General features: G+C 57.0%; 18 protein-coding genes. All 18 read left to right on the top strand.

From position 1 onward, the window contains the following. Window positions 1-304 precede the first annotated feature (304 nt). The 18 genes from rpsL (at window position 305) to rplE (ending at window position 11792) form a co-directional block, all read left to right on the top strand. Complete coding sequence (rpsL, locus tag CKV89_RS09995; protein WP_028326554.1) at window positions 305-679, top strand: 30S ribosomal protein S12; 375 nt, start codon at window positions 305-307, stop codon at window positions 677-679. Then, the gene (rpsG, locus tag CKV89_RS09990) at window positions 679-1149 is read left to right on the top strand and encodes a 30S ribosomal protein S7 (protein WP_028326553.1); all 471 of its coding nucleotides are present in this window, start codon (window positions 679-681) and stop codon (window positions 1147-1149) included. Before rpsL ends, rpsG begins: the two co-directional genes overlap by 1 nt. Before the next feature lie 130 nt (window positions 1150-1279). Further along, on the top strand, window positions 1280-3394 hold the full coding sequence (fusA, locus tag CKV89_RS09985; RefSeq protein ID WP_028326552.1) for an elongation factor G: 2115 nt from the start codon (window positions 1280-1282) through the stop codon (window positions 3392-3394). Window positions 3395-3509: 115 nt separating this feature from the next. Continuing rightward, window positions 3510-4703 carry an elongation factor Tu gene (tuf, locus tag CKV89_RS09980; RefSeq protein ID WP_028326551.1) on the top strand — a complete coding sequence of 398 codons (1194 nt, stop codon included), beginning with the start codon at window positions 3510-3512 and terminating at the stop codon, window positions 4701-4703. Window positions 4704-5086: 383 nt separating this feature from the next. Beyond that, window positions 5087-5395, top strand: coding sequence for a 30S ribosomal protein S10 (gene rpsJ / locus CKV89_RS09975; RefSeq protein WP_006946210.1), 309 nt, complete (start codon window positions 5087-5089; stop codon window positions 5393-5395). A 17-nt stretch (window positions 5396-5412) separates the two neighbouring features. Further along, window positions 5413-6078: a 50S ribosomal protein L3 gene (gene rplC, locus CKV89_RS09970; protein ID WP_034400652.1), complete on the top strand. Its 666-nt coding sequence runs from the start codon at window positions 5413-5415 to the stop codon at window positions 6076-6078. Window positions 6079-6082: 4 nt separating this feature from the next. After that, the gene (gene rplD / locus CKV89_RS09965) at window positions 6083-6736 is read left to right on the top strand and encodes a 50S ribosomal protein L4 (RefSeq protein ID WP_028326549.1); all 654 of its coding nucleotides are present in this window, start codon (window positions 6083-6085) and stop codon (window positions 6734-6736) included. After that, window positions 6733-7032 carry a 50S ribosomal protein L23 gene (gene rplW / locus CKV89_RS09960; protein WP_028326548.1) on the top strand — a complete coding sequence of 100 codons (300 nt, stop codon included), beginning with the start codon at window positions 6733-6735 and terminating at the stop codon, window positions 7030-7032. Before rplD ends, rplW begins: the two co-directional genes overlap by 4 nt. A 23-nt stretch (window positions 7033-7055) precedes the next feature. Further along, a complete protein-coding gene (gene rplB / locus CKV89_RS09955) occupies window positions 7056-7892 on the top strand; it encodes a 50S ribosomal protein L2 (protein WP_084440850.1) in 837 nt (278 codons plus the stop codon). Between the two features lie 15 nt (window positions 7893-7907). After that, entirely contained in the window at window positions 7908-8189 is a 282-nt protein-coding gene (rpsS, locus tag CKV89_RS09950; protein ID WP_028326545.1) for a 30S ribosomal protein S19, read from the top strand. Window positions 8190-8239: 50 nt separating this feature from the next. Then, window positions 8240-8605: a 50S ribosomal protein L22 gene (gene rplV / locus CKV89_RS09945; RefSeq protein ID WP_028326544.1), complete on the top strand. Its 366-nt coding sequence runs from the start codon at window positions 8240-8242 to the stop codon at window positions 8603-8605. Further along, window positions 8605-9426, top strand: a complete 822-nt coding sequence (gene rpsC, locus CKV89_RS09940) for a 30S ribosomal protein S3 (RefSeq protein ID WP_028326543.1) — start codon at window positions 8605-8607, stop codon at window positions 9424-9426. The genes rplV and rpsC overlap by 1 nt, the downstream gene beginning before the upstream one ends. Then, window positions 9426-9845, top strand: a complete 420-nt coding sequence (gene rplP, locus CKV89_RS09935) for a 50S ribosomal protein L16 (protein ID WP_028326542.1) — start codon at window positions 9426-9428, stop codon at window positions 9843-9845. The genes rpsC and rplP overlap by 1 nt, the downstream gene beginning before the upstream one ends. Beyond that, entirely contained in the window at window positions 9845-10081 is a 237-nt protein-coding gene (rpmC, locus tag CKV89_RS09930; protein WP_028326541.1) for a 50S ribosomal protein L29, read from the top strand. Before rplP ends, rpmC begins: the two co-directional genes overlap by 1 nt. Window positions 10082-10083: 2 nt before the next feature. Then, window positions 10084-10359: a 30S ribosomal protein S17 gene (gene rpsQ / locus CKV89_RS09925; protein ID WP_028326540.1), complete on the top strand. Its 276-nt coding sequence runs from the start codon at window positions 10084-10086 to the stop codon at window positions 10357-10359. Between the two features lie 141 nt (window positions 10360-10500). Next, the gene (gene rplN, locus CKV89_RS09920; RefSeq protein ID WP_028326539.1) at window positions 10501-10869 is read left to right on the top strand and encodes a 50S ribosomal protein L14; all 369 of its coding nucleotides are present in this window, start codon (window positions 10501-10503) and stop codon (window positions 10867-10869) included. A 3-nt stretch (window positions 10870-10872) separates the two neighbouring features. Then, window positions 10873-11232 carry a 50S ribosomal protein L24 gene (gene rplX, locus CKV89_RS09915; RefSeq protein ID WP_028326538.1) on the top strand — a complete coding sequence of 120 codons (360 nt, stop codon included), beginning with the start codon at window positions 10873-10875 and terminating at the stop codon, window positions 11230-11232. Beyond that, window positions 11232-11792 (top strand): 50S ribosomal protein L5, encoded by a 561-nt coding sequence (gene rplE / locus CKV89_RS09910; RefSeq protein WP_028326537.1) that lies wholly within the window; start codon window positions 11232-11234, stop codon window positions 11790-11792. The genes rplX and rplE overlap by 1 nt, the downstream gene beginning before the upstream one ends.

Genomic DNA, 11792 nt, shown 5'->3' with positions numbered 1-11792 from the left:
TGACGTGTTCAAATTTGGTTCGGGTTCTCTCTCGGCCTTACTCTTGAGGTGCATGGGTCTGGGCAGTTGTGTCCACGTGGAGTAAAAGAGTTTCTTGAGTAACTCGGAGTGCCGTCAGGTGCGCCGCATATCTTCAGTGCGCAGGCTCTTAGATCCATGTCCTTTCGCCGGGCAGCTCAGAAGGTTCACTGGATGAATCTTTCGAGAAGTGCAGGGGAGAGCCGCGAGTCCTAGGTGATTCGTGGAAACACCAAGGATGGCAAACCATCAAGGATTGCCGGATCACTACAGCAATGGAGTTTTTGTGCCCACCATTAACCAGCTCGTCCGCAAGGGCCGGCAGGATAAGGCCTCGAAGGTCAAGTCCCCGGCACTGAAGGGCAACCCGCAGCGGCGCGGCGTTTGCAGTCGCGTCTACACCACGACACCCAAGAAGCCGAACTCGGCTCTCCGTAAGGTTGCTCGTGTGAAGCTCACTTCGGGTGTTGAGGTAACCGCTTACATCCCTGGCGTTGGCCACAACTTGCAGGAGCACTCGATCGTGCTCGTGCGTGGTGGACGTGTCAAGGACCTTCCTGGCGTTCGTTACAAGATCATTCGTGGCTCGCTTGACACCCAGGGTGTAAAGAACCGGAGCCAGGCTCGCAGCCGTTACGGTGCAAAGAGGGAGAAGAAGTAATGCCTCGTAAAGGTCCTGCTCCCAAGCGCCCTATTATGTCCGACCCTGTTTACGGGTCTCCGCTGGTCACCCAGCTCGTCAACAAGATCCTGTTGGACGGTAAAAAGTCCACCGCAGAACGCATTGTTTACGGTGCGCTCGAAGGATGCCGTGAAAAAACGGGAACTGACCCAGTTGCCATCCTCAAGCGTGCTCTCGACAACATCAAGCCGACTCTTGAAGTGCGTAGCCGCCGTGTCGGTGGTGCGACCTATCAGGTTCCTGTTGAGGTCCGTGCTGGACGTTCAACCACGCTCGGTTTGCGCTGGTTGGTGGGTTACTCACGTCAGCGTCGCGAGAAGACGATGACCGAGCGACTTATGAATGAAATCCTTGACGCAAGTAACGGCCTTGGTGCTGCTGTGAAGCGTCGTGAGGACACCCACAAGATGGCGGAGTCCAACCGGGCCTTCGCTCACTACCGCTGGTAAGACGAATTTATTCTTCGGTGTCACTGGCTTTGAATTGGTTTGGTGGCACCGAAGGTAAGTTCCGCGGAAGGCCTGCGATTTCGGGCAGACCTGAGGCGACTGGGAAACACGAAACGAGACGAGAGATCACGTGGCACAGGATGTCCTCACAGACCTGAAGAAGGTCCGCAACATCGGCATCATGGCGCACATCGACGCCGGTAAGACGACGACGACGGAGCGCATCCTCTTCTATACAGGCGTCAACCACAAGTTGGGTGAAACCCACGATGGTGCTTCGACGACTGACTGGATGGAGCAGGAAAAAGAGCGGGGTATCACGATTACCTCGGCTGCTGTTACCTGTTTCTGGGAGGGTAACCAGATCAACATCATCGACACCCCCGGGCACGTCGACTTCACCGTTGAGGTGGAGCGTTCGCTCCGTGTCCTCGATGGTGCCGTCGCAGTGTTCGATGGCAAAGAAGGTGTCGAGCCTCAGTCTGAGACAGTGTGGCGTCAGGCTGATAAATATGACGTCCCCCGCATCTGCTTCGTCAACAAGATGGACAAGATGGGTGCGGACTTCTACTTCACGGTCCAGACGATTAAAGATCGTCTTGGTGCGGAGCCGCTCGTGCTGCAGCTCCCCATCGGTGCGGAATCTGACTTCCTTGGTGTGATTGACCTACTTCACAGCCGTGCACTTGTCTGGCCTGGTGACGCCAAGGGTGACGTGACTCTTGGGGCTAAGTACGAAATCCAGGAGATCCCTGAGGACCTTAAAGAAAAGGCTGAGGAATACCGCAGCCTTCTTGTTGAGCGCGTTGCTGAGAGCGATGACGAGCTCATGGAGAAGTACCTAGGTGGCGAAGAGCTTACGATCGACGAGCTCAAGGCTGGCATTCGCAAGCTTACGGTGACCTCTGAGCTGTACCCGGTTCTCTGTGGTTCTGCCTTCAAGAACCGTGGTGTGCAGCCGATGTTGGATGCTGTCATCGACTACCTGCCAACACCAATGGATGTTGAGGCAGTCAAGGGACATAAAGTCGGGCACGAAGACGTTGAAATGGAGCGTCACCCCGACAAAGCCGAGCCATTCTCCGCTCTCGCCTTCAAGGTTGCGGCACACCCATTCTTTGGTACCCTCACGTTCGTTCGTGTGTACTCTGGGCGCATTAACGCAGGTAGCCAGGTCGTTAACTCGACTAAAGGCAAGAAAGAGCGTGTCGGCAAGCTTTTCCAGATGCATGCCAACAAGGAAAACCCTGTTGATGAGGCAGTGGCTGGAAACATCTACGCCATGGTCGGCCTGAAGGAAACGACAACAGGTGACACGTTGTGTGACCCAGACAATCAGATTGTTCTGGAGTCGATGACTTTCCCGGAGCCTGTTATCTCGGTTGCTATTGAGCCTAAGACCAAAGGTGACCAGGAGAAGCTCTCGACCGCTATTCAAAAGTTGGCGCAAGAGGACCCCACCTTCCAGGTCGAGCTTGATCAGGAATCTGGTCAGACTGTTATCAAGGGTATGGGTGAGCTTCACCTTGACATCCTTGTTGACCGCATGAAGCGTGAGTTCAAGGTTGAGGCCAACATCGGTAAGCCGCAGGTCGCTTACCGTGAGACCATCCGTCGCACGGTTGAGAAGTTCGACTACACCCACAAGAAGCAGACTGGTGGCTCCGGTCAGTTCGGTAAGGTGCAAATCACCTTTGAACCTTTGGACACTGCCGAGGGTGAAATGTACGAATTCGAGAATGCGGTTACAGGTGGCCGTATTCCGCGTGAGTACATTCCAAGCGTTGACCATGGTATTCAGGACGCGCTTCAGCACGGTGTGTTGGCTGGGTATCCCATCGTGGGTGTGAAAGCAACCTTGATCGATGGTGCATACCACGATGTTGACTCGTCCGAAATGGCCTTCAAGATCGCTGGCTCGATGGCAACGAAGGAAGCTCTTCGTAAGGCAGACCCTGCCCTGCTTGAGCCAATGATGGCTGTTGAGGTTCGTACGCCCGAAGAGTATATGGGTGATGTTATCGGTGACATCAACTCTCGCCGTGGCCACATCCAGTCCATGGAAGACATCAGTGGCGCTAAGGTCGTTCGTGGCCTTGTGCCGCTGTCCGAGATGTTCGGGTACGTTGGTGACCTGCGTTCTAAGACGCAGGGCCGCGCTAACTACTCGATGCAGTTCGACTCGTACGCTGAAGTTCCCAAGAACGTCGCGGACGAGATCATCAAGAAGATGCGAGGCGAGTGAGGCGGGTACACTCACCCGTCGGCTCTTCACGCTGCTAACGCAGTAAATAGTCCAACAACGTCGCCACCCAAGTGGATGTACGGCGTTAACCAATCAAGTCCACAGGAGGACCCAAGTGGCGAAGGCGAAGTTCGAGCGGACCAAGCCGCACGTCAACATCGGCACCATTGGTCACATTGACCACGGTAAGACGACGCTGACGGCTGCGATCTCGAAGGTTCTGCACGACGCGTACCCGGATCTGAACGAGGCTTCCCCGTTCGACTCCATCGACAAGGCGCCTGAAGAGAAGCAGCGCGGCATCACCATCTCGATCGCTCACATTGAGTACCAGACCGAGAGCCGTCACTACGCGCACGTCGACTGCCCCGGGCACGCTGACTACGTGAAGAACATGATCACCGGTGCGGCTCAGATGGACGGCGCCATTCTGGTTGTTGCTGCAACCGACGGCCCCATGCCGCAGACGAAGGAACACGTTCTCCTGGCCCGCCAGGTCGGCGTTCCCTACATCGTCGTGGCGCTCAACAAGACTGACATGGTCGAGGACGAGGAAATCCTCGAGCTCGTCGAAATGGAAGTTCGTGAGCTGCTTTCCAGCTACGAGTTCCCCGGCGACGACGTTCCGGTTGTCCAGGTCTCCGCACTGAAGGCACTCGAGGGCGACGCCAAGTGGAGCGAGTCCATTCTCGAGCTCATGAAGGCAGTCGACGACTACATTCCTTCCCCGGAGCGTGCAGTCGACAAGCCCTTCCTCATGCCTATCGAGGATGTTTTCACCATTACCGGGCGTGGCACGGTTGTTACCGGCCGTATCGAGCGCGGTGTGCTGAAGGTCAACGAAGAGGTTGAGATCGTGGGTATCCACGAGGCAACCACGAAGACCACGGTCACCGGTATCGAAATGTTCCGTAAGCTCCTCGACGAGGGCCAGGCCGGTGAGAACGTTGGTCTGCTTCTCCGCGGAACCAAGCGTGAAGACGTTGAGCGTGGCCAGGTTGTCTGCAAGCCGGGCTCCATCACTCCTCACACGGAGTTCGACGCTCAGGTCTACATCCTTTCCAAGGATGAAGGTGGCCGTCACACGCCCTTCTACGACAACTACCGTCCTCAGTTCTACTTCCGTACCACGGATGTGACCGGTGTTGTCCACCTTCCTGAGGGTGTTGAAATGGTTATGCCTGGTGACAACACCGGCATGAAGGTGGAGCTGATTCAGCCCATCGCCATGGAAGAAGGCCTCAAGTTCGCTATCCGTGAGGGTGGCCGTACGGTCGGCGCTGGTAACGTAACAACGATCATCAAGTGATCAACTAGGTGATTAATCACCAACCGGGGGCTCAGGTCAACAACCTGAGCCCCCGGTTTGTGTGTCGACACCACTGATCAGCCGATTTGTGCTTTCGGTGAATTATCTGGCAGAGTGAACGGGTTGCTTGACGCGAAGTTCGGTATCGCATCGGACTTCAAGTCCCTCGAAAGAGGTTACTAGCACCGCGAAATAAGATTCGTGGATCTGGAGCTCTTGCAGGGATGCGTTGGGCTCGGATCCGGGAAGGTAAACAGTCGGCCAGACCAAAAGGTTGATGAGTCTGTTTATCGTGTTCCTGAATATGCGACACGCCCGAGCGCGTGGGTCGGTGATCCGAATTCTTACAAGCGGAATTAAACGAGAGAGAGTCTGACGAAGCGATGGCGGGACAAAAAATCCGCATCCGGCTGAAGTCGTATGACCATGAAGTCATCGATTCTTCGGCACGGAAGATTGTCGACACGGTGACGCGTGCCGGTGCGACTGTTGTCGGCCCGGTGCCGCTCCCGACGGAGAAGAACGTGTTCTGCGTCATCCGGTCGCCCCACAAGTACAAAGACAGCCGCGAGCACTTTGAGATGCGCACCCACAAGCGCCTCATTGACATCGTGGACCCGACGCCTAAGGCCGTTGACTCGCTTATGCGACTTGACCTGCCTGCGGACGTCAACATCGAGATTAAGCTGTAAGGGCGGTGACAACTGCGATGAGTAATGCAGCAAAGAGCGCTTCGCGCGCTGTCACCGGTGTGCTCGGCGAGAAACTGGGGATGACGCAGGTCTGGGATGAGCAGAACCGCCTCGTGCCAGTGACGGTCATCAAGGCCGGGCCTTGTGTGGTGACTCAGATTCGGGATGCAGCCACCGACGGCTATGAGGCTGTGCAGATTGGGTTCGGTGAAATTGATCCTCGCAAGGTCAAGAAGCCTTTGCGTGGTCACTTTGAGAAGGCAGGCGTAGCGCCTCGCCGCCACCTAGTTGAAATTCGCACTAACAATTCTTCTGAATACACGCTTGGCCAGGAGATTACGGTCTCAGCTTTTGAAAGTGGCCAGAAAATCGACGTCACCGGAAAAACCAAAGGTAAAGGTTTTGCTGGTGTGATGAAGCGTCACGGCTTCGCTGGTGTCTCTGCTAGCCACGGTGCGCACCGAAACCACCGCAAGCCTGGTTCTGTTGGCGCCTGTGCCACTCCAGGACGCATTTTCAAAGGTCAGCGTATGGCCGGCCGTATGGGCGGCGTGCGCCAGACCACTCAGAACTTGACGATCCACGCTATCGATGCTGATAAGGGCTTCATCCTCGTCAAGGGTGCGGTTCCCGGTCCGCGCGGCGGTATCGTCCTCGTCCGCACTGCTGCTAAGGGAGCGTGACATCGTGACGAAGATTGACATTATCGGCTTCGACGGTGGTAACACCGGTCGCTCAGTCGACCTGCCCGCCGAAATCTTTGAAGCGGAAACTAATGTTCCCCTGATCCATCAGGTAGTTGTTGCACAGCTTGCTGCTGCGCGACAGGGAACGCACGCCACGAAGACCCGCGGCATGGTCCGTGGTGGCGGTAAGAAGCCATACCGCCAGAAAGGAACGGGGCGGGCTCGGCAGGGTTCGACCCGTGCCCCTCAGTTCGCTGGCGGTGGAACTGTTCACGGGCCTCAGCCTCGTGATTACAGTCAGCGCACCCCGAAGAAAATGAAAGCTGCTGCATTGCGCAGCGCTTTGTCTGACCGAGCTCGTCATGGACGCATTCACGCAGTTGAAGGTGTTGTCTCTGACTCTGCTTCTACGAAGGCAGCCCGTACGTTGCTCGATAGCCTTACTGACCGCAAGAACCTTCTTGTGGTTCTAGCGCGAGGGGACGAGCAGGGTGCGCTTTCTGTCCGTAACTTGCCGACAGTTCACGCGCTGCACGTTGACCAGCTGAACACCTACGACGTGATGTGCGCAGACGACGTCGTGTTCACCGAGAACGCGCTTGCGTCGCTCATCGACTCGCGTAGCGCGGCGAACTCCCAGGAGGAAGCCAAGTGAGCGCAAACATCAAGGACCCGCGCGACATCCTGATCGCTCCGGTCGTCTCCGAGAAGTCGTACGGACTTATGGATGAGGGTAAATACACCTTCATTGTTGACCCCTCTGCCAACAAAACCGAGATTCGCCTTGCAGTGGAGCAGGTTTTTGGTGTGAAGGTCTCTTCCGTTAACACGCTGAACCGCCAGGGGAAGACGCGCCGCACCCGTTTCGGGATGGGCAAGCGCAAAGACACCAAGCGCGCAATCGTCACCCTCAAAGAAGGTTCCATCGACATCTTCGGCGCTCGGGCCTGAGCGTAGGAACTGAGGACTGAACAATGGGTATCCGTAAATACAAGCCGACAACGCCGGGCCGTCGTGGTTCCAGTGTGTCGGACTTCGCAGAAATCACGCGCTCCACTCCGGAGAAGTCGCTGGTTCGCCCACTACCTAAAACTGGTGGTCGCAACAACCAGGGGCGCATCACCACCCGTCACATCGGTGGTGGCCACAAGCGTGCGTACCGTGTTATTGACTTCCGTCGCCATGATAAAGACGGCATTCCTGCGGTCGTCGCGCACATCGAGTACGACCCCAACCGCACAGCTCGAATCGCTCTTCTTCACTATGCAGATGGAAGTAAGCGCTACATCCTCGCGCCGAACCGTCTCCGTCAGGGCGATGCAGTTGAAGCTGGCACAGGGGCCGACATCAAGCCAGGCAACAACCTTCCGCTGCGCAACATCCCCCTCGGTACGATCATCCACGCAATCGAATTGCGTCCGGGTGGAGGGGCAAAGATCGCTCGTGCGGCAGGTGCACGTGTGCAGCTGGTAGCCAAGGATGGTCCTTACGCACAGCTGCGTATGCCTTCAGGTGAAATCCGCAACGTCGATGCGCGCTGCCGCGCGACTATCGGTGAAGTTGGAAACGCCGAGCAGAGCAACATCAACTGGGGTAAAGCCGGCCGTATGCGCTGGAAGGGCAAGCGCCCAACCGTCCGTGGTGTTGTGATGAACCCTGTTGATCACCCGCATGGTGGTGGTGAAGGTCGTACGTCTGGTGGCCGTCATCCTGTTTCCCCGTGGGGGCAGCCGGAAGGCCGTACACGTCGTCCGAATAAGGAAAGCGACAAATACATCGTGCGTCGTCGTCGCACGGGCAAGAAGCGCTGATAGGAGTCATGGCATATGCCTCGTAGCCTCAAAAAGGGCCCGTTCATCGACGACCATCTGCAGAAGAAGGTCGACGTTCAGAACGAGTCTGGGTCCAAAGCAGTTATTAAGACTTGGTCGCGTCGTTCTGTGATCGCTCCCGATTTCCTTGGGCACACATTCGCCGTGCATGACGGTCGTAAGCACGTGCCGGTGTTTGTGACGGAGTCGATGGTCGGGCACAAGCTCGGTGAGTTCGCTCCTACACGCACCTTCAAGGGTCACATCAAGGACGACAAGAAGGGCCGTCGCCGCTGACCGCGGTGAGGATCAATTTCGATATGTCGAACGAAAGCAAAGGGACAACGATGGAAGCCAAGGCGCAGGCGCGCGGCGTTCGCGTCACGCCCATGAAGGCCCGCCGCGTCGTGGACCTCATCCGTGGAAAGAACGCGACTGAAGCACTAGCAGTGCTGCAGTTCGCACCTCAGGCCGCAGGCGAGACCGTATACAAGGTTCTGGCCAGTGCGATTGCTAACGCTCGCGTTAAGGCAGAGCAGGCATCGGAGCCGTTTGATGAGCGTCAGCTCATCGTCTCGGCTGCCTATGTCGACGAAGGACCGACGATGAAGCGTATCCGGCCGCGCGCACAGGGCCGCGCGGCTCGCATTAACAAGCGCACGAGCCACATCACGGTTCATGTTAGCCAGCCCGAGAACGGAGGAACCCGATAATGGGTCAAAAAGTAAACCCGAACGGATTCCGTCTCGGTATCACTACCGAACACTCGAGCCGCTGGTTCGCTGACTCCACCAAGAGTGGTCAGCGTTACCGTGACTTTGTGAAAGAGGACGTCGAAATTCGTCGTCTTCTTTCTGAAGGCCTGGAACGTGCAGGTGTAAGCAAGGTGCAGATCGAACGTACGCGTGACCGTGTACGTGTTGACATCCACACTGCTCGCCCCGGAATCGTTATTGGGCGCCGCGGCGCAGAGGCTGAGCGTATTCGTGGCAAGCTCGAAAAGCTCACAGGCAAGCAGGTTCAGCTCAATATTCTTGAGGTCAAGAACCCCGACATGGACGCCCAGTTGGTCGCCCAGGGAATTGCTGAGCAGTTGAGTGCACGAGTGTCTTTCCGGCGCGCTATGCGTAAGGGAATGCAGGGATCGCTTCGCTCTGGTGCAAAGGGAATCCGGGTTCAGGTCTCTGGCCGTTTGGGTGGCGCGGAGATGAGCCGTACGGAGTTCTACCGCGAAGGACGTGTACCGCTTCACACGCTTCGCGCCAACATTGACTACGGCTTCTATGAGGCCCGTACCACCTTTGGTCGCATCGGTGTAAAGGTGTGGATCTACAAGGGTGACCTCACTGCGCGTGAACTGGCTGCTCAGCAGGCCAACTCCAGCGGCCGCTCGAGCCGTGGTGGCCGTGGCGAGCGTCCCGGCCGTGGCCGTCGTGGCGACCGCGCAGGTCGTGGGAACCGCAACGAGAACGCTGCTGCCAGCAACGCTCCAGAACAGAGCGCGGCTCCGGCCAGCGAGGGAGCTGATGCCTGATGTTGATTCCTCGTCGAGTCAAGCACCGCAAGCAGCACCACCCGAAGCGCTCTGGCGGCGCTAAAGGCGGGACGCAGGTTGCATTTGGTGACTTCGGTATTCAGGCCTTGGCGCCTGCTTACGTAACCAACCGCCAGATCGAGTCTGCGCGTATCGCTATGACCCGCTACATCAAGCGTGGCGGAAAGGTCTGGATCAACATTTACCCAGATCGTCCCCTCACCAAGAAACCTGCTGAAACCCGAATGGGTTCTGGTAAGGGGTCACCAGAGTGGTGGGTCGCCAACGTTAAGCCGGGGCACGTTTTGTTCGAGCTTTCCGGTGTTTCTGAGCCCGTGGCGCGTGAAGCCATGCGTCTAGCAATGCACAAGCTGCCGATGAAGTGCCGCTTCGTTATGCGTGAAGGAGGGGACGTCTGATGGCAGTTGGAAGCAAAGACCTCGCTGTTGACAAGCTCCGTGACATGGCGGATGACGCCCTGGTCGAGGAGCTCCGCAAAGCTAAGGCAGAGCTGTTCAACCTCCGGTTCCAGTCAGCCACGGGCCAGCTTGAGAACAACGGTCGCCTACGGGCGGTCCGAAAGGACATTGCGCGGATCTACACGATCATGCGTGAGCGTGAGCTGAACATCGGTGTCGAGAAGGCGAGTGAGTGACCGTGACCGAAGCGAACACCACTACTGAGCGCAACTACCGTAAAACCGCCCGCGGTTACGTGGTCAGCGACAAAATGGACAAGACTGTCGTGGTCGAGGTTGAGGACCGCGTCAAGCACGCCCTCTACAGCAAGGTCATGCGTCGCACGAAGCGACTCAAGGCCCACGACGAGACCAACAACTGTGGCGTTGGCGACCGTGTCCTCCTGATGGAAACACGTCCGCTGTCTGCCACAAAGCGTTGGCGCGTTGTCGAAATTCTCGAGCGCGCCAAGTAAGAGGCTCGTTCGGCGGTTCGGAAGAGCAAGAGCACAACCGAATCCGTCACCTAGACCACAATCCGTTCCGCAAGGCTCACCCAGCGCCCGTTCATTAAGGAGCGGGCGCGGTGAGAACCGGCGCGACGACAGGAGTGAGAAGTGATCCAGCAGGAGTCGCGACTTCGTGTCGCTGACAACACCGGTGCCAAGGAAATTCTGTGCATCCGTGTTCTCGGCGGTTCGGGTCGACGTTACGCCGGCATTGGCGACATCATCGTTGCCTCGGTCAAGGACGCAATCCCCGGCGGAAACGTCAAAAAGGGTGATGTAGTCAAGGCCGTTATCGTGCGTACCAAGAAAGAACGCCGTCGTATTGACGGGAGCTACATCAAGTTCGACGAGAACGCGGCAGTCATCCTAAAGAACGACGGTGAGCCCCGCGGTACGCGTATTTTCGGTCCGGTTGGCCGTGAACTACGTGAAAAGAAATTTATGAAGATCATCTCGCTGGCCCCGGAGGTGCTGTAACCCATGGCCAACATGAAGATCAAAAAGGGTGATCTGGTTCAGGTCATCACTGGTCGTAAACAGGACAAAGGTGGCGACCGAGGCAAGCAAGGCAAGGTTATCGCGGTCTTCCCCGACACTAACCGTGTGCTAGTCGAAGGCATCAACCGAGTAACTAAGCACCAGCGCGCAGCTGCAGGAACGAACCGCGCAGCTGGAATCGTGACGGTTGAAGCCCCGATTCACGTGAGCAACGTGGCTTTGGTTGACCCCGAAACTAACAAGCCGACCCGTGTGCGCATGCGCACAGAAAAGGTCGAGCGCAACGGTCGCGAGAAGACCGTTCGTGTGCGCGTTGCAGTGCGTTCCGGGAAGGACATCTGATGAGCGAAACGATGATCACGCCCCGTCTTAAGACGCGTTACCGCGAAGAAATTCGTGACGCTCTGAACAAAGAATTCGGTTACTCCAACGTTATGTTGATTCCTGGCCTTACCAAGGTCGTCGTCAACATGGGTGTTGGTGAAGCTGCAAAAGATAGCAAGCGCATTGAAGGTGCCGTTCGTGACCTTGCAGCCATTACAGGTCAAAAGCCTGTTGTGACTCGTGCTCGCAAGTCCATTGCGCAGTTCAAACTGCGTGAAGGTATGCCGATTGGCGCCCACGTCACTCTTCGCGGTGACCGCATGTGGGAGTTCGTCGACCGCCTGGTGACCGTTGCCCTTCCCCGAATCCGTGACTTCCGCGGGCTTTCTGGAAAGCAGTTCGATGGCAACGGTAACTACACGTTTGGTCTTACCGAGCAGTCAATGTTTTATGAAATTGACCCTGACTCGATTGACCACGTTCGTGGTATGGACATCACGCTTGTCACTACCGCGAAGACCGATGACGAAGGCCGCGCGCTTCTTCGCCAGCTTGGGTTCCCTTTTAAGGAGAACTAA

Source organism: Dermatophilus congolensis, from assembly GCF_900187045.1.
GTDB lineage: Bacteria > Actinomycetota > Actinomycetes > Actinomycetales > Dermatophilaceae > Dermatophilus > Dermatophilus congolensis.
The sequence above is the reverse complement of the archived record's forward strand: the minus strand, read 5'-3'. Positions and strand labels throughout refer to the sequence as shown.